This is a genomic window from Nostoc sp. UHCC 0252, assembly GCF_034931145.1.
Classification (GTDB): Bacteria; Cyanobacteriota; Cyanobacteriia; order Cyanobacteriales; family Nostocaceae; genus Nostoc.
Genome location: NZ_JAYGHE010000033.1, coordinates 63,378 through 81,314 on the forward strand (window position 1 = coordinate 63,378; position 17,937 = coordinate 81,314).

Annotated in this window: 18 protein-coding genes; 12 read left to right on the plus strand and 6 right to left on the minus strand. The window is 42.8% G+C overall.

Annotation, left to right across the window (positions count from 1 at the left end; translation table 11 throughout):
* The first annotated feature begins 3 nt into the window (after positions 1-3).
* The gene (locus tag VB732_RS18925) at positions 4-552 is read left to right on the plus strand and encodes a Uma2 family endonuclease (RefSeq protein WP_323232447.1); all 549 of its coding nucleotides are present in this window, start codon (positions 4-6) and stop codon (positions 550-552) included.
* A 109-nt stretch (positions 553-661) separates the two neighbouring features.
* Positions 662-1,276 (plus strand): hypothetical protein, encoded by a 615-nt coding sequence (locus VB732_RS18930; protein WP_323232448.1) that lies wholly within the window; start codon positions 662-664, stop codon positions 1,274-1,276.
* Positions 1,277-1,349: 73 nt separating this feature from the next.
* Here the strand turns inward: VB732_RS18930 and VB732_RS18935 are convergent, their stop codons facing one another.
* Positions 1,350-1,736 (minus strand): hypothetical protein, encoded by a 387-nt coding sequence (locus tag VB732_RS18935; RefSeq protein ID WP_323232449.1) that lies wholly within the window; start codon positions 1,734-1,736, stop codon positions 1,350-1,352.
* 140 nt (positions 1,737-1,876) lie between these two features.
* Between VB732_RS18935 and hslO the strand changes: the two genes are divergently transcribed.
* Positions 1,877-2,782, plus strand: coding sequence for an Hsp33 family molecular chaperone HslO (gene hslO, locus VB732_RS18940; RefSeq protein ID WP_323232450.1), 906 nt, complete (start codon positions 1,877-1,879; stop codon positions 2,780-2,782).
* A 154-nt stretch (positions 2,783-2,936) separates the two neighbouring features.
* Complete coding sequence (locus tag VB732_RS18945; protein ID WP_323232451.1) at positions 2,937-5,009, plus strand: chromosome segregation ATPase; 2,073 nt, start codon at positions 2,937-2,939, stop codon at positions 5,007-5,009.
* A gap of 130 nt (positions 5,010-5,139) precedes the next feature.
* Here VB732_RS18945 and VB732_RS18950 read toward each other — a convergent pair whose 3' ends face one another.
* The 3 genes from VB732_RS18950 to VB732_RS18960 all read right to left on the minus strand — a co-directional run bounded on the left by VB732_RS18950 (position 5,140) and on the right by VB732_RS18960 (position 9,415).
* Positions 5,140-6,006 carry an NAD(P)-dependent oxidoreductase gene (locus VB732_RS18950; RefSeq protein WP_323232452.1) on the minus strand — a complete coding sequence of 289 codons (867 nt, stop codon included), beginning with the start codon at positions 6,004-6,006 and terminating at the stop codon, positions 5,140-5,142.
* 331 nt (positions 6,007-6,337) lie between these two features.
* On the minus strand, positions 6,338-7,573 hold the full coding sequence (locus tag VB732_RS18955) for a class I SAM-dependent methyltransferase (RefSeq protein WP_323232453.1): 1,236 nt from the start codon (positions 7,571-7,573) through the stop codon (positions 6,338-6,340).
* 456 nt (positions 7,574-8,029) lie between these two features.
* Complete coding sequence (locus VB732_RS18960) at positions 8,030-9,415, minus strand: DUF3370 domain-containing protein (RefSeq protein ID WP_323232465.1); 1,386 nt, start codon at positions 9,413-9,415, stop codon at positions 8,030-8,032.
* A gap of 570 nt (positions 9,416-9,985) precedes the next feature.
* On the opposite strand from VB732_RS18960, the gene hisH reads away from it, so the two are divergent.
* Both hisH and rsmD read left to right on the plus strand, forming a co-directional pair.
* Positions 9,986-10,621 (plus strand): imidazole glycerol phosphate synthase subunit HisH, encoded by a 636-nt coding sequence (gene hisH / locus VB732_RS18965; RefSeq protein WP_323232454.1) that lies wholly within the window; start codon positions 9,986-9,988, stop codon positions 10,619-10,621.
* An 84-nt stretch (positions 10,622-10,705) separates the two neighbouring features.
* Positions 10,706-11,251: a 16S rRNA (guanine(966)-N(2))-methyltransferase RsmD gene (gene rsmD / locus VB732_RS18970; RefSeq protein ID WP_323232455.1), complete on the plus strand. Its 546-nt coding sequence runs from the start codon at positions 10,706-10,708 to the stop codon at positions 11,249-11,251.
* Positions 11,252-11,323: 72 nt separating this feature from the next.
* Here the strand turns inward: rsmD and petG are convergent, their stop codons facing one another.
* Positions 11,324-11,437 carry a cytochrome b6-f complex subunit V gene (petG, locus tag VB732_RS18975; RefSeq protein ID WP_063721252.1) on the minus strand — a complete coding sequence of 38 codons (114 nt, stop codon included), beginning with the start codon at positions 11,435-11,437 and terminating at the stop codon, positions 11,324-11,326.
* Positions 11,438-11,647: 210 nt separating this feature from the next.
* Between petG and VB732_RS18980 the strand changes: the two genes are divergently transcribed.
* Positions 11,648-12,022 (plus strand): c-type cytochrome, encoded by a 375-nt coding sequence (locus VB732_RS18980; protein WP_163928961.1) that lies wholly within the window; start codon positions 11,648-11,650, stop codon positions 12,020-12,022.
* Between the two features lie 418 nt (positions 12,023-12,440).
* Here the strand turns inward: VB732_RS18980 and VB732_RS18985 are convergent, their stop codons facing one another.
* Entirely contained in the window at positions 12,441-13,211 is a 771-nt protein-coding gene (locus VB732_RS18985; RefSeq protein ID WP_323232456.1) for a peptidylprolyl isomerase, read from the minus strand.
* 183 nt (positions 13,212-13,394) lie between these two features.
* Here VB732_RS18985 and VB732_RS18990 point away from each other — a divergent pair, with 183 nt between their 5' ends.
* The 5 genes from VB732_RS18990 to VB732_RS19010 all read left to right on the plus strand — a co-directional run bounded on the left by VB732_RS18990 (position 13,395) and on the right by VB732_RS19010 (position 17,579).
* A complete protein-coding gene (locus VB732_RS18990; RefSeq protein WP_323232457.1) occupies positions 13,395-13,517 on the plus strand; it encodes a hypothetical protein in 123 nt (40 codons plus the stop codon).
* Positions 13,518-13,567: 50 nt separating this feature from the next.
* Entirely contained in the window at positions 13,568-13,774 is a 207-nt protein-coding gene (locus VB732_RS18995) for an SDR family NAD(P)-dependent oxidoreductase (RefSeq protein ID WP_323232458.1), read from the plus strand.
* Positions 13,775-14,106: 332 nt separating this feature from the next.
* Complete coding sequence (locus VB732_RS19000) at positions 14,107-14,316, plus strand: hypothetical protein (protein WP_323232459.1); 210 nt, start codon at positions 14,107-14,109, stop codon at positions 14,314-14,316.
* 169 nt (positions 14,317-14,485) lie between these two features.
* Positions 14,486-16,150 carry an FAD-dependent oxidoreductase gene (locus tag VB732_RS19005; RefSeq protein WP_323232460.1) on the plus strand — a complete coding sequence of 555 codons (1,665 nt, stop codon included), beginning with the start codon at positions 14,486-14,488 and terminating at the stop codon, positions 16,148-16,150.
* A gap of 31 nt (positions 16,151-16,181) precedes the next feature.
* Positions 16,182-17,579, plus strand: coding sequence for an ATP-binding protein (locus VB732_RS19010; protein WP_323232461.1), 1,398 nt, complete (start codon positions 16,182-16,184; stop codon positions 17,577-17,579).
* Positions 17,580-17,937 lie beyond the last annotated feature (358 nt).

Below are 17,937 nucleotides of genomic sequence, written 5' to 3' on the forward strand. Positions count from 1 at the left end.
TGGATGCTCCCTGATGATGGCGCTGATACCCGCTATGAGTTGGTCAATGGAGAACTTATACCCATGAGTCTAGGAAGTGGACAACATGGGGCGGTAACAGAATTTCTTAATATTTGCTTTCGAGGAGAAATTCTTCGACTAAAGTTAGATTGGACTTCTAAACAAATGGTTATCGGTGTTCGCTCCCCTCGTGCTGGCAAATGGGATACATCGAGAATTCCCGATGTAGTTGTGATTCCATTGTCTCAGTGGCGGGAGTTGAGAAACCGAGAAGCAGTTATTGAACTCAACGAATCACCGCCTTTGTTAGTGGTGGAAGTCGTCGGCGAATCCACAAAAACTGTAGACTATCGAGCCAAGCGAGTTGAATATAATGTATTAAATATTCCAGAATATTGGATTGTCGATCTTGTCTTCACATTGATAGAAGAATTATACGAACTAGTAGAGTTTTTTGGTAGCGATGCCTGCGGCGGTAAACTACGTATTCAATCTCAAACTTTTCCAGAGTTAGAATTAACAGTTGAACAAGTGTTGACAGCTGACGATTAAAAATGATTTACGGATTTCAAAATTCTAATTGAATTGGCAATTTAGAGTCTAAAATTTGATTTGACCAAGTTTGTATAAAATAGGAGGGTAAATTTGGCTGAGGTTTTTTATGGTTTCCCGCCGTATTCTTCAAGCCGGTGCATCTTATAGTTTTAGCCGATACTTTGAATTACCTTTCACAATTGATGATATTTTAGCCGAATTAAATTGCACTATTGAAAGAAAAAATCTCACATTACCTAAATCATCAGAAATTTTAGACATCCAATTTTTACAGCAACAACTTCACCGTAATTTTTCTCATGTTGATTTAATTAATGAAACTACGAGACGGGAAGCTTTAATTAGTCCAATTTTGTTTGAAGTTTGCAATTTAACTAATCAGAGGCTCAATATAGAATATTCTATTGCTGTCAACGACTATCTGAAAGGGACTCTTGATTATTATATTGCATCTCCTCAAAATTTATTAGTCATTGAAGCTAAACAATCAGATTTAGTTAGAGGATTTACTCAACTCGCTGTTGAATTAATAGCACTTGACCAATGGACTAAATCTACATCTGAACTTCTATATGGAGCAGTTACGACTGGTGAAGACTGGCGTTTTGGAGTTTATCATCGTGCAAATCGTCAGGTAACTCAAGACCAAAAACGCTATCAAGTTCCAGAAGATTTATTTATGCTGATAAAAATTCTTGCAGGTATTGTTTCTGGTTCTTGAACTGGGGAATCGGGACGCAAAGAATAACCAATGCCCCATGCCCCAATTCCCAATCCCTTCACCTCCAACCGATTTAACGTCCTTGAGTTGCCAAAAACTGACGCAAGCTCAACAAACTCAGGGTTTGACCCAAATTTAAGGGCAAAAGTGAAACTCCTTCCAAGCGGGATTGCACCCAACCTTCTCCCCAGTACCATTCGTGAAATCCATCAATACCTCCACTGAGTAGCAAGCGGAGGCAGTTGGATTTTACAACGTCTACTTGATGATGAACCGAGACTAGCCCAGTCCAGGTTGTAAACTGAAATCCTGGAAGTAGTTCTTCTGGCATTCCTGGTGCAAAGCGTTGCCCTAAAAGCCATTTTTGTAGTTGTACCGGATGCACCAGACTGTCACGAATTGCATCTGTTGACGCTTCAATTTCGATCCGTAGTTGACTTTGTTGAAAATTACCTAGCATTTTTCTAAGATTGCCTAAAGGTGAGATATGGCTATTTCTAATATTGCAAATACAATCAGTGATTATTACTGTGTCACTTTTCTAGCAGCAGAGAACTTAGAATAGAAAATGTGAACTTGTTAAGAAATGTAAGGTTATTCATGGCGGATCAGTTAATTCGTGCAACAGCAGCCGAAGGTGGAATTCGTGCCGTAGGTGTGATCACCACACGTTTAACAGAAGAAGCACGAGTGCGCCACAAGCTTTCTTATGTGGCAACGGCAGCACTGGGTCGGACTATGACGGCTGGCTTGTTAATGGCTTCTAGTATGAAGCGAAGTGGATCAAGGGTCAATGTTCGGATAAAAGGCGATGGGCCTTTGGGTGGCATATTGGTAGATGCTGGCTTAGATGGTACTGTACGCGGGTATGTGGCAAATCCATCTGTAGAATTGCCTCCTAATGCCAAGGGTAAGCTAGATGTTGGCGGTGCAGTGGGTAGTGGCTACCTCTACGTTGTGCGGGATGTCGGTTATGGTTATCCTTACTCTAGTACGGTAGAACTAGTTTCTGGCGAAATTGGTGATGATGTAGCTCATTATTTGGTGAGTTCCGAACAAACACCTTCGGCTTTAGTTTTAGGTGTGTTTGTGGGAGCAGGAGGAGTAACTGCGGCTGGAGGGTTACTAGTACAAGTGTTGCCCAAAGCTGCTAGAGACGAAGCTTTAGTAGAAACATTGGAATCACGAGTCGCTGGTCTGGCAGGATTTACGCCATTATTGCAAGCCGGGAAGAATTTGACTGAAATCTTTAGCGACCTCTTGGGAGATATGGGATTGGAAATCTTTTCCGAAAGGCAAATGGTGCGCTTCCATTGTGGTTGCTCTTTTGATCGCGTTTTGGGGGCACTGAAGATTTTGGGAGAAGCCGAACTGCAAGATATGATTGTTAAAGATAATGGTGCGGAAGCAACTTGCGACTTTTGCGGCAATGTTTATCAGGCAAGTAGCGATCAGTTGGCTCAACTAATTGCCGATTTGCAAGCTGAATCTACTGTTTCAGGATAAAGTATAAACTAGCACTGATTTTTTAGATTGTTAATGGTACTCTGTGGAGAGAGATAACCAAAAAAGTAGCTTTTTAATCATGAGAAAGTTACTATGTCAACAATGGAATTATCAACCTAAAACAGAGCGCTATTCAATTATTTTGGTGTGAGAAATGACAGAGCGGGATATTCCAGACAGTTGGTCAAGAGCCGATGGAAGAGAGCCAGATCAAAACAAAAGATTATCCCGAACAGAACAATTCGGTGAAACTCAGCCATTTGATGTCCCAGCTACTGGTTCTACCTCCAAGTCAGTGAAGCGGCGAAAAAAAAACCATAAAAAAGGATTACCTATAAATAGTAATTCAGAAGAAATTACCCAACTAAGTAGTACTGGGAAATGGCCACGCTGGATTAAAAGCTGGACATTGTGGCTAGTACTACTAATGTTAATTCCCGGCAGTATAGGATTCTTGGCAATGGCAATGCTACTGAAGTTGCCAACTGCCCCTAATTGCCCCTCAATTTTTTGGCCCCTAGCTAGTGCTTCTGTGCGGTTACACTGCGCTCAGTTAGCGGCTTCTAAGCAGACAGTGAACGACCTGTTACAAGCGATCGCTCTGGTGAAAGAACTACCTGAAAGTCACCCGTTGCATGGAGAAATTGATCGTTTCATCGAAGAATGGTCACGGGATATTTTGAAACTAGCAGATCAAAGTTTCCAAACGGGGAATTTAGAAGAAGCGATCGCTACTGCTCGTAAAATACCCGAAGATGTGGCAGCTTATAAATTAGTCGATGAGCAAGTTGACAAATGGCAAACAATCTGGTCAAAGGCAGAAGCTACATACAACGGTGCGATCGCAGAAGTAAAGGAACGGCGCTGGCAATCGGCATTCATGTTATCCGCCAAAATGCTGCGCGTAGACAATCAATACTGGGCGGGTACTAAATACGACCAATTGAATCGTCTAATTGCCACAGCACGGGAAGATGGCGATAAGTTAGGAAAAGCTGAAAATTTAGCAAATACCAAAGTAGTTGATAAATTACTGGAAGCTATCAAGTTAGCCGAGTCTATTGGGCAGGAAAGTTATCTTTACCAAAAAGCTCAAGAAGCGATTCCGGCATTTGGACGCAAAATGCTGGAGTTAGCAAAGGAAAAACTAGATAAGCGAGATGCCGATGAAGCACTGAATATTGCTAGACAAATTCCAGAAAGCACGAAACTACAGGGCGAAACAGACGACTTTATTGCCATAGCGGACGCGAAAAGGAGTGCTTGGATAGGTAACGTTTCTGGTTTAGAGGCTGCGATCGCTCAAGCACAACAAATTGATCCTTCCAGACCAGTGTATAACGAAGCACAGCAACTGATTGCTCGTTGGCAGTTGGAAATTGAAGATGTTGCCAATCTAGAAAAAGCGAGAATATTGGCTAGCCAGGGAACAGTGCCTAATTTAACAGCAGCGATCGCCCAGGTGCAGCTTATCCCTGCTAGTAACCCCCGCGCCACAGAAGCTAGGCAAGAAATAGGTCGCTGGCAGTCCCAAGTTGAAACAATTGAAGACCAGCCTTACTTAGATCGGGCCGAACAGATAGCTATATTCGAGGATATCAATTCTTTGCAAGCTGCGATCGCTCAAGCTAGCGAAATTCGCAGAGGTCGGGCATTATATCCAGAGGCACGGAAAAGGATTCGTACTTGGGTAGGAAAGATTCAGCGAATTCAAGACCAACCCTACTTGGATCAAGCCCAAGAACTGGCTCAGAGTGGAAATCTTACCGCCGCCATTAGCGCAGCCCAACAAATTGCTTCATCGGGAAGGGCACTTTCACAAGAAGCACAAGCTGCGATAAATGACTGGGAAGGGCAACTCCGCACTAGAGAAAACTGGAGAAAAGCTCAGGAAGTGGGTGCGGCTGGCACGCCAGAAGCTTTGGTTGAAGCAATACGACTGGCGGATCGGGTTTCAAACAATAGCATTTTACGTATGGATGCGAATCTGGCTATTGACCAATGGAGTCAGCAATTGTTAGAAATAGCCCGTTCTCAAAGTCAGTCTGATATTGCTAGAGGGATTGATATTGCAAAATCGATTCCACGCGGTAGTGCTGCTTACAGCGCGGCGCAAGAGCAAATTAAGGCTTGGCAAGAATTTCTTAATCCTCAACCAGCACCTCAGCCTCAGCCCCAGACGGAATCTCTACCATTTCCTCAATCAACTACTACTGATGGGCAGTAATATCGTTATTCAAGATTAAAACCTTTTAATTCAGTATTTTCAAAAGGTATATCAGGGATAGGGAAATATAAGGAAAAACTTTCCTTTTTTAAGTAGGGTAGCACAGCTAGCTATGCTACCCTACGAAAATTTATTCACCCCATTCTTTAATTACAGAAAATAGTGATGAGTAATCATCATCAGCAAATGACATTTTCACGGCTGTTTGTAAGATTTGCCGCACACCTTTAATACTGCTGAGATCCAAACTTCGGGATTTCGCTTCAGAGATAAACAATTCTGTATCTTTGAGCAAGTGTTTTGTGGGGAAATTCGGATCGGCATAATTGCCATCCAACATTCGTTGTAGCTTTTTGTCAAAGGTAGGTGCGTAAAGTGGACTGTCGCGCAAGATTTGCATAAACACATCCACATCGACACCTTGACGCTGGACAAAAGCCAGACTCAGAGCGAAGCTAGTTGTTAGGGAAGCTATTAGTTGATTTAATGCTAATTTGAGCGCCGCCGCAGATCCTACTGGGCCTATAAGTAAAGGTTCTGTCCCAAAATTTTGGAGTAGTTTCAAGTGGCGTTCATATTGTTCTGGCTCTGCCCCTACCATAACATTCAACTTGCCAGCTTTTGCTTCTGGGATACTTCCTAACACAGGTGCTTCTAAATACTCACCACCACCACCAACAACTGCGTCTCTAATTTCCTGGCTTTCTGTGGGAGTAATTGTTCCCATTTGGATGATAGTGCGTCCTTCAAGAGTTTGCCAAGCAGTATCTGAAAGCAAGACATTATAAATAGCCGGGGCATTAGTAAGCATGAGGATTACGCACTCAGCAGCACGAATGGCGTGGCGGGGATGTGTAACAATTTCAGCCCCAGCTGCTTGTAGTGGTGCTAATTTTTCTGGGGTACGATTGTAGGCAACTAGCTGTATATCTGCGGCTAATAACCTTTGAGCCATTGGTAGTCCCATCAGTCCAGTTCCCAGAAATGCCACCTTCATTTTTCACGTTCCTTTGGTACAGCGTAGGCGTAGCCTGTTGTAGACATCGCGTTTCCATTGTTTGATTTCAATATTAGTTATCAGTGAACAATTATTTCTCAACACTGATAACCCCATATTTGCTAATTACCCACCAGCCGCAAAAGTCACCATAATTATCACTGACAGTAAAATACCAGGGGTAAGTAGTGTTACTAGCATCAACAGGTCATGAGTGGACATAATTCTTGCTTTGGTAGTGTGTTTAACTTTACAGTAATCACTGTTATGCTAGTCTAAATAAGACTGATACTGCATTCTTAAATAGAGTTTTAACTTTTCAAATATACCTTTACTCCGGCAGAGTCAATCCTTTTAGGGATTGAGAAGTTTCTCTATCGTTCAGACCTTTGCTCTGAACTAGAACTCCAAAGCCGCCTAGTCCTGTAGGATCTATGAGTTGTTGTAATGCGTCGCGGCGCTGTAGTAACTCCGAAAGGGGTTGCTTTTGATAAGAAAGGGCTGCAATCCGTTCGCCTAACCCCAACGCCATCAAAAATAATCCCTGCTGGATAAAACCAATATTCTTTAAATTGCACCGTTCGCCCCAGCGTTCCAAAGCCGTAAAGTCAACATGGGCAGTGATATCTTGTCGCCCAATATTAATATAAGGGTTGTCATGGTAACGATGATGATAATAACACTGTAGAGTTCCTTGCGATCGCCTGGGATTATAGTAACGGCTGGCTGGGTAGCCATAATCAATTGTTAACACATAGCCACGCTGCAAGCGGTCTGCTACTATACTCAACCAGTCACCAGCCGCTAAATTAATTTCACTACGGTAGCCATCTGGATATGCACTTTGGGTAAAGTCCATTTCCACTAAGTCTAAATATTCAGCTAGTTGGGGGGTTGAAGGTTCTCCTGTGACTTCTACAAATGCAAAATTTGACCTCTCCCCCAACTCCTCCGCTATGGGGGGAGGGGAGAAGGACTCACTTGAAGGGGGTTGGAAGGTTAGGTTTGAGGTTGTCACATAAATTTCTCGGAGTTCGCCCGTTTCTAGAATGAATTGATGGACGGGAAACGCATCTACTAACTCGTTAGAAAAAAAGCAACCTGCGATCGCATTTGATGGTATATCCTCTAAATTGCACCAACGCACGGGAAACTCGTGTAAGCGTTCCTGCTGTTCTTGTCTTAAAGTTGGAGACTTTTCAACAATGATGTACTCTAGGGCGGTAAAGAAATCTGGATAGTGCTGTTGATGATATTTGAGGATATGTAATGCTAGCAGTCCTTGACCTGCTCCCATTTCTACCAGAGAAAATGGTATAGGTTTTCCTAAAATTTCCCACATTTGGAAAAATTGTTCTGCTAATAACTCACCGAAGTCTGTACAGAGGTTGGGAGAGGTGAAAAAATCACCGCCTTTAAAGCCAATTTTGAGTGCATCGCTGGAATAGTAACCATATTCAGGGTGATATAATGCCAGATCCATGAATTGGGCGAAAGTAATTCGCTGCTGAGGGCTGGTGGTAATGTGATTTGCGATCGCTGCACACAATGTTGGATTTGAATCCATAAAATTTGAGATTGGGGAGAAAAGAAAATAATTGAATCATGAATGATGCAAAACAAAATTCATAGTTTTCCTGTTCAACATCTATGTTCGTTAACCCGGAAGGGAAGGATCAACTTTATTTAGAACAATTTTCACAGCATCTATGATCACATCAGGTTGGTCTACCCAGATAAAATGACCGCTATTACTTGCTTGAAGTTGAGTACAGTTTGTTGATAAAAAGTCTGATTAAAATCAACACCTTGTTTTTTCCTTGCTTTCTTTCCCTGCAATTTCGACTTCAATAGGTCTTTACAATTTTGAACTGTTTTGAAATATCATTTGTGTTGCAAATACAATGCCTACTATCAGTAAGCATTGTAAGCCTATCAGATGTGCCCCTGGCTTGACCGCGCACAGTTGGTCAATGATATCGTTAATTAGGAAAAATTTATACTTAATTAACGATATCATTTATTACCGAGTTTCAGCCTGAGTTGATACTGTTAATACTTGCGGTGGTGTAGCATCCGGTGGATAGAGAAAGTCAACTTCTACTAAGGAGCGATCGCCAGCTTTCATATTTAATGAAACTAATGGTTCTCCTGGTTGACCTCTCTTTTGCACTAGATGTACAAACTGAGTTTGTGGCTGACCTTTTTCATCTTTGTATCGTACCCGAACTGTCCCTCGGAAAAATACTTGACGGGGCGGTGTAGCAAAAAAACGTAATCCTGGTTTGACTAACTGATCCTCCTTAAGCGGAGTTTGTATGGCTAGACTTACAGTTTGAGGTCTTTGAGTATTGTTATATAGCGGCAACTTGAGATTATATTGAATTCCATAGTTGCCATGAGCGCGATATGCGGTGTCGGGATAGCGCACTAGCATACTAGCACTTTGAATTTGACCAGTTCCTAATGTCCCGCCATCCAGGGTACTCAGAGCGTAGGAAAAAACTTGACCAGGCTGAGGAATAGTTAGATGCCTCGTTTTAGGATTATCTACTAATAAGGCTCTCCACCGTGAACCACTAGCGACTCCAGCAACCCGCCCATAAATTCTTGGCTTGCCAGTTTCTTCTAGGGGAGTGGGGATTTTATCGCGTGGCCCAGCCACATCACTATTATTGAGTAAATTCTGCCATTCTTCTAAATTAGGCGATCGCTCACTACCATCAGGATTCACCCGTGCAAACATGGCTAGGCTAGCTGCATAGACAGTGCCATTACTTTGCAATCGCATCAATGTAGACCGACCATTCAGAGGCGGTGTCAATCCTTGAACAGGGATTGGTAAATTAAGTAACATCCGACTTTGCTTTGCTGGAATCTCAATTTGGGCAGGGAAAATCTCTTGTCGTCGTCCCCTCAACACATCAGACATGGCGCGATCTCCTGGGCCAGCAAAAATTTTCCCTAAAGGATTTTGGCTAAAGGATGGTAGCTGAATAAATGGTGCATCCGGTTGACTCAAATAACTCGCTGCTTGCCAAATATTCACTTTCACTGCTTTCGAACCAGGGTTGTGCAAAATTATCCCCAAATAGAGCGATGTCTCCGACGGGCTACGCCTACGCAAATTTTCTGGAGGTTCAGCCCTGGCAACATGATGAGCAAAAACATCAAATCGTCCTCGAAAGGGAAAATTCAGATGCGCTGTCGGAACTTTTTTGCCATCTGGTGGAAAAGTGGAGAGTAAAATTCCTTCTTTCAAAACCAATTCTGGACTATTGCTGTTAAAGGTTGGTACTGTATCCAATTTACCTGGTAAAGGACGTACTTCTTGTGGTTGTACAACTTCTTCAGTTGGTGTCGCAGGAGTTAATTGAGCAATTGGGAAAATTAGTAACAATGGCAACATATACTTAGATGTTTCTTTCACCATACAGACATTAACAAGTTGATGAAAGTGCCAGTTTGTTAATAATTAATACGAAATCTCCAACAATTCCCATTAAATTTGCTTGGTTTAGAACCGGAATGCAGATAAAAAGACAACAAATCGTGAGTTGATTTGGTCTAAGTAGTCCAAGACTGAATAGTAAAAACAAATTGACCGCAGTCGTGGCTAATCTGAATTGATGCTTCTCCCGTCACTAATTTTTCTACAGCTAGCAAATGCTTCCATCCTTAATTGTGTAAGGATTGTAGCCTACCCACAACAGATGATGTATTCAGGTTGAATTGCATTGATTTTTTCCATTACCTGAGTCCTGACAATTTGCACATCTACGGGTAACTGGCGTAAAAAACTCAAGTTATCTGGTATCAGATCGAGTTTGGTAACTTCAAGTAATAAATCATCAGAAGAATTTCGACTGTTGAAATTTTAGGCAAATGTCAAAAGAAGTTAATAGAATTCTTTTCTTCATATCAAATATTATTTAGAATAGAAAAACCCTCCATTAATAAATTTGCAAGGAGCAGGTGAATGCCAGTAATTGCGGTCGTAGATTATGAGATGGGAAATTTGCACTCAGTCTGCAAAGGCTTAGAAAAAGCTGGGGCAACTCCTAATGTTACTTATTCTCCGAAGGAATTAGAGCAGGCAGATGCAATAGTTCTGCCGGGAGTGGGAGCATTTGATCCAGCAGTGCAACACCTGCGAGCGCGTGGTTTGGAGCAACCTATTAAAGAAGCGATCGCATCTGGTAAACCTTTTTTGGGAATTTGTTTAGGATTGCAAATTCTCTTTGAATCAAGTGCAGAAGGTAGCCAACCAGGACTAGGAATTATCAAAGGAAAAGTGCGGCGCTTTCGTCCAGAACCTGACATCACGATTCCTCACATGGGTTGGAATCAACTGGAAATGACTCAGGCAAAAAGCATTTTGTGGGAGCATTTACCGTCCGATCCTTGGGTATATTTTGTCCATTCTTACTATGTTGACCCAATAGACCCGCTAATCCGTGCAGCAACCATCACCCACGGTACTCAAACCATCACAGCTGCGATCGCTCAGGAAAATCTTATGGCAGTTCAATTTCACCCCGAAAAATCCTCTAATATTGGATTGCAAATCCTATCTAATTTTGTTGCTCAAGTCCGTGAAAAAATTCCTGCCTAATCCTCTTTTTGTCATTTGTTCTTTGTCCTTTGTCTAAAACTAATGACCAACGACTAATAACTAATGACCAATGACTAATAACCAATGAGCCTGAGAATTTACGGTAATCGCCAGCTAAGAACTTTACCAGGGAAAGAAACTAGACCTACCAGTGCGCGGGTAAGGGAGGCAGTCTTTAATATTTGGCAGGGAGAAATTGCAGGTTGTCGCTGGCTAGATTTGTGCGCCGGTACTGGTTCAATGGGCGCAGAGGCTTTGTGTAGAGGAGCTAGCCTAGCAGTAGGGATTGAACAATCCAGCCGAGCTTGTGCCACTATCCAACAAAATTGGCAGCAGGTAGCTAATACCGAGCAAGAATTTCGGGTATTGCGGGGAGATATTACGCAGCAGTTAAAGAATTTATCAGGCAAGCAATTTGATAGAATTTACTTCGATCCACCTTATGCCAGTGGACTGTACCAACTAGTATTAGAAGCGATCGCTCACTATCAACTTTTAGATCCTAGTGGTGAGATCGCAGTTGAACACGCCTCACAAGGTTGGACACCGCCAGAGATTCCCTCTTGGGAAATTTGCCGTGAGAAAGTTTATGGCAACACATCACTTACTTTCTACAGAATTGTGCAATGACAAGAGTGGGAGGGGGAGAAAAATTGCTTATTTGCCCTCCTCGTCTCCCCTACTCAGCACTCACTTATTTCCTCAACCGCCCAACTGATTGGGGCGCTTGTATTGCTTATAGGCAGCGTAAAACAGTCCGGCGAGGGTGACGAAAACTAGACCAAGGACAATACCTGATAGCAGGGGTTCAACCACTGGAAATCTCCTCTTTGTAATTATTAAATATTCGTTGCCTGTTTTTGATTTTACCAAATTTGGTATGAATCCTGCGCCTTACAGACTTTTTGACAGGCCGCTGCTCAAAAGAAAATAGTCTTCTGTGCTTGCAGACACAATCAAGAACTTTTAAGCTATGTGTAGGAAAAGAAAACTTTTTAGCACACCTAGACTTTCACCGCAAACCTTTTGGATAACCAGATTACCAAACCTGAAATTTTGATTCAGCGCATCGTTTTATTGACGCTGGCCATACTGCTATCAGTCCCTTTGGGCTTTTTTGGTGTTCAGTTGGTTCAAGCCTCCGATCCTTATGTTAAGAGTGTTTTATCCCTAACAGGAAACCCAGTTCAAGGACACGCGATCTTTCAAATTAACTGTGCTGGTTGTCATGGTTTGGAAGCAGACGGGCGAGTAGGGCCAAGTTTGCAAGCTGTTTCCAAGCATAAGTCTCAATATGGATTGATTCATCAGGTGATCAGTGGCGAAACGCCGCCAATGCCAAAATTTCAGCCTAGCACCCAAGAAATGGCGGATCTTTTGAGCTATTTAGAGTCGTTGTAGATGTTAAATTTTTGGGCACTGGATACATACAGCAGATTTCAATTTGGATATTTTACCCAAGCTAAGTTTAAAGCTAGGAATAAAGCGTGTTTACTTCTGTTAGCTGGCCATAGCTCATTCTGATACCATTTCACGAAAATCCTGATACATATAGATTTATCGTAAGGGCATGGCAATGCCATGCCCCTACCAATGTATTTGTATCTTCATTAAAGTGAAATGGTATGACTCCCGGATTCTGCTATAAATTCCTGATGAAAAAGGCAACACGTCAAAATGTTGCCTTTTTAATTTTTGATAATTTGTAATAAATCTTAATAAAGTATAAAAGAGAATTATTTCAATACTAAATACAAACAATCGACAGCCAAACTCTAACCCGTTTACTTAAATTAAAGGTTGATCGATCGCCCTTTCTTTATCCTTGTGTCCCTTCCTCGCGTTGTGGTGCAGGGATGATTTGCTTTTGCTGTTCTTGTAGCCAGTTTTCAAAGAGTTCATTCAGGAGGCGCACTTTCATAAATTCATCGAGTTGCGCGGGGATAAATTTTTCTAGCCGCAAAATCACGAACCAGTCAGCGATGCGGGTAGGGGGCAATATCTGACCTGGTTGGCTGGTTGAGAGCATTTGCACCATTACTGGATGTAGTGCATTCAGTTCAATTGGGCCTACTAAACCACCAGTTTGAGCTTCTGGGCCAAGTGAGTATTCCCGCGCCAAGTCAGCAAAAGAGTTTTCTTTTGCTTGAATCCGAAAGTAAAGTTCTTGGGCTATTCCCACATCCTGGGTTCGCAGTAGAGAATAAATTACTTTGTCTAGTTTTGCTTTGGACTGAAAGAAGTAGGATTCTAGTTTATTACCCCAAGTAGCTTGCTTGAATTTTTCAATTTTCAGCTTACGAGTGGAAATAACTTCTAGTTGTTCAGGAGTCAGCCCTTGACGTGCAATCCAAGCCTGGATGTCTTCTTCGTTTTTGAACTGTTTTTCAGCGTAAAACTGCTGTTTGGCTTGGGCCACTTCTTCAGGGGTACACTCTATTACTAACTTCTCAGAGCGTGAGTTTTGCTCTATTGCTTCATCGATGATCAATTCTCGCTGCAACTGTGGCAGCATTTGGTAACATGCCAGCAAGGAAATCAGTTCACTCGCTGTGATTGTACGATTACCGATTTGGATCGCTTCAGTCATTAGCTTTGGGGCATCTCAAGAATATCTAGTTGTTAAAGAAGCTAAACTTTAGCCCATTCACTGGGAGCTTTTGCCTTAATTTTACTGAGATAAATATAGTAACCTGACTATTTCAATAATTACACACCTTAAAATATACAGTTTATATATGTTTTTATAAAAGATTTTACGTAAAAACATTCTATGTTCAATGACTGTAGCTGTACTTTGCGCGATCGCTTCAACAAGCTCTGTATCGTAATTAGTACCGATGCCAAGTCTGTAAAGCTTATAGCCGAAAGCGAGGGAGGCTTAGATTTAATTTGACAACATCAGTATTTGTACTTATTGTGAAGATACCAACTTTTTGAAGTTCTATGAGCAAAGTTTATTTGATAACTGGAACGTCAACCGGATTCGGTCGCTCCCTAGCGTCAGAAGTTTTAGAGCGGGGCGACAAAGTTGTGCTGACAGCACGAAAACCCGAACAAGTAGCAGAATTGGTGCAAGCAAATCAGGAAAATGCAATTGCTGTTCGGCTGGACGTAACAAATGCCGAAGAACGAGATGCCGTCCAACTGTGAATTCTTTTGCTTGAGGCCGCTATTTCAAGAAAGTACAATAACATGCCCTCATCTGATGAATTTGTGTGCCATCAGAGCGTGTACCCTCTCGACATGCTCCTTTAAAATTATGTTGTGAAGCATGGTGAATCATTTATTAGGACTTACGCATAGGTAACAAAAATCGTAGACATAAACTGGCTTGCCACAGGCTACCAAAAAACTACAGAAAACACAGAGTCATAAGAATTTAAGAGGTATTTTGCGTAAGTCTTGGCTTAAAAGTGATTCGTGCAATGCGGGCATTGAACGTTCTTTTATGGTCAAATAAAGTGTAGGGATGATTAAAAAGCATGACTGAACACCCATTTCATGACCAACTGAGTTTAGAGGAACAAGTTGAAAAACTTGGGAAGCGAGCAGTAAGTTTGGGTTTGATTCCGAGCTTTGTGGTGCATTTCTTTCCTGATACCTGGGTATTTTATATACCTAATGAAAGCCAATCAGAAGCACTGACACCAGAAGAGGCATACTTTCGTTTAAACCAATTAGTTAAACAGTAAATATTTTAAAGACAGATTTCTGAAGATAACGACTATAGGATGCGTATTTGATTTTTGAAAAAACTCCGTACATCTCGAAAAGGTTAATTCACTACTCCCTACTACGCAAATAATTTCATTTATCAAGTCCGATTCCTATAGGCACTGCAATTGTTAACTAACAGTAGCTATGGCAAAACCTGCAATTTTAACTGTCGATGATGATCCAGAAGTGTTGCAAGCAGTGTCACGAGACTTGCGGCATCAGTATGGCGATCGCTTCCGCATTGTCCGGGCAGATTCCGGTATTACTGCTCTGGACGCGGTGCAGCAACTCAAATTACGGAATGAAGCAGTTGCTCTATTCTTGGTGGATCAAAGAATGCCTCAAATGGGAGGTGTGGAGTTTCTTGAACAAGCAAAAGTCATCTTTCCTGATGCAAAACGTGCTTTACTGACGGCGTATGCAGATACGGATGCTGCGATTAAGTCAATTAATAGTGCCAGACTTGATTACTACTTGCTCAAGCCCTGGAATCCACCAGAAGAAAGATTATATCCGATTTTAGATGATTTGCTAGATGACTGGCTAGCTGGATTCCGCCCACCCTTTGAAGGGATTCGAGTTATTGGTAATCGCTGGTCGCCTTTTTCCCATCAGGTAAAAGACTTTCTAGCGCGTAACCAGATTCCCTATAGGTGGTTGGATATTGAACTGGAGCCGGATGCAGCAAAATTAGTGGAATATGCAGAAGCTGATGGCAGACAGCAATTGCCCTTGGTGCTGTTTCCCGATGGTTCCCGATTAATCCAACCATCGAATTTAGAGATTGCCGCTAAAATTGGACTGCAAACCCACGCAGAACGCCCATTTTATGACTTAGCGATCGTGGGTGGTGGCCCTGCTGGGCTAGCAGCCGCCGTTTATGGCGCTTCTGAAGGATTGAGTACTGTCTTAATTGAGCGTGAAGCACCAGGTGGACAAGCAGGTACGAGTTCACGTATTGAAAACTATCTGGGGTTTCCTGTTGGCTTAAGCGGCAGCGATTTGGCTAGGCGAGGAGTCACTCAGGCGCGGCGATTTGGGGTAGAAATTCTCACTCCTCAAGTAGTAACTGGAGTCAAGCTACAAGATCCTTATCGGGTTCTACAATTGGCGGATGGCAGCGAGATTAGTTGCCATGCACTTTTAGTTGCAACTGGCGTTTCCTACCGTTGGCTAGATGTCCCAGGAGCCGAGAAACTAACGGGGGCGGGAGTTTATTACGGTGCTGCTATGACTGAAGCGATCGCCTGTACCAATGAAGAAGTTTACTTAATAGGTGGGGCCAATTCTGCTGGACAGGCAGCAATGCACTTTTCTAAGTATGCCAGCAAAGTGATCATGTTGGTACGGGGAGAATCGCTTTCATTGAGTATGTCCCAATACTTGATTGACCAGATTGCGGCTACTGAGAATATCCAAGTTCGTACAAGTTGCAGCGTCGTGGAAGTCAAGGGAGATGATTCTTTAGAAGAAATTGTGATTAAATACGCCAAGACTGGACAAACTGAAACCGTACCAGCGCGATCGCTTTTTATCTTTATCGGTGCTAGCCCTAAAACTGATTGGCTCGATGGTGTTGTTCGACGCGATGCTCAGGGATTCATAATCACAGGCCCCGACTTGATGCACAATGGCAAACCTCATCCAGGTTGGGGTTTGGAACGCTCACCTTTCTTACTAGAAGCCAGCGTTCCTGGCATATTTGCAGCCGGAGATGTCCGTTCCGGGTCAATTAAGCGGGTGGCATCCGGTGTGGGTGAAGGTTCGATCGCCATTCAATTTGTTCACCGCTATCTAAGCAATGTTTAGCTAGATCGGGAAAAACTAAGGAGATTGATTAATGTTGTGTATTGAAGACTTGATCAACTTAGACCCGTTTCAACGGCTTCCCAAAGAGCGATTGGAGTGGGTGTGCGATCGCGCTGGTACAGTTGAACTCCTTGCCGGAGAAGTGTTGGTGCATGAGGGAGACTCTGGACGCGGCTTATTTATCCTAGTCAAAGGAAAAATGAATATTACCCGCCGCACTGAAGGAGTTGAAATTCCCATTGGGCAACACGAAGCCCCATCCTTTTTTGGTGAAATTCCAGTCCTCACAGATGAACCTGCACCTGTGACAATGCGGGCATTCAAAGATTGCTACCTCTATGAAGTTAAGCCAGACGACTTCCGTAAGCTGCTGCATGAATGTCGTGATTTTGAGCGGATGGTCTTCCGCATTATGGAACGCCGTCTGCGGGGATTAGAGTCTTTCATTCGTGGGCGAGAAAAAATGGCAGCTTTAGGGACACTTGCCGCCGGTCTAGCTCATGAACTTAATAACCCAGCCTCAGCCCTGGTTCGGACTTTAGGAGAAATGCCAGCCGCGATCTTAGAGCTACAACGAATGAACTTAGTTTATGGGCAACGCAACGTTGAGGAAGCGCATACTCAAGACTGGCTGAGATTGCGCGATCAAGGCTATGATGCGATTTTAAATAATCGTCTAGATCCAGTGACACTAAGCGATCGCGAAACCGTGTTGCTGGATTGGTTAGAAGATTATGGTGTGAAGCAGGCATGGAAATTAGCAGAGCCTTTAGCCGAAGGCGGTGTTGAGGTCGAAACCTTAGATCAGATGATGGAACGTTGGCGCAATGACGGCACTGAATTGCGTGAAATGGGATTGCACTGGCTATCGCTCTCCTTTGAAGTCATGTCAATGATTAAACATGGTTTGCGAGGAGCCGAGAGGATTTCCGAACTTGTGCAAGCGATGAAGTCTTATTCTTACCTCGATCAAGGCGTTCAGCAAGAAGTAAATGTGCATCAAGCTTTAGAAGATACCCTGCGATTGTTTGCTCATAAGCTCAAGTGCGGCATCCAAGTACAACGCAATTACGATCAACATATTCCTAAAATCCTGGCTTATGGCAGCGAACTGAATCAGGTGTGGACAAATTTAATTGACAACGCCATTGATGCAATGGAGGGTAAAGGAGTGCTGGAAATTACAACACACCATTGCGATCGCTTTGCCCATATTGACATCATCGATTCTGGTAATGGAATTCCACCTGAAATTAAAACCCGCATTTTTGAACCTTTCTTCACCACCAAATCAGTAGGGCGTGGTTCAGGACTTGGTTTGGAAACCGTTCGCCGGATTGTAGAAAATCGCCATCATGGCACGCTCTCATTTGAGTCGCAGCCAGGTAGAACTTGTTTCACCATCTGCTTGCCTTTGTCAAATCAATAAATCATTTATCTTGACGGTGCTTTTATTAATCAGTGAAAGCAGGAAACAGGAAGCAGGAAGCAGGAGAAAACTGGCCGATGTTCGCAGACTCGCTACCGCTACTCTATCTGCCCTCCTGTCTTCTGCCTGCTCATTCGAGCTTTGATTATCATTATCTTTAAAGTTTTTGAGAAATAAATGTGCAGTCGCTCTAACCTCTCATATCATGTCCGGTTAAATAATTGTCATTGCGTACCGCCCTTGGCGTTCCCGCAGGGTACGGAGAGAAGCAATCCCAAAAGCCATAAACTTTAACCCGAACTCAGGTTAAATAATTAAAATTATATTAAAAAGCAAAAAACCCTAAGCTCAGATCATG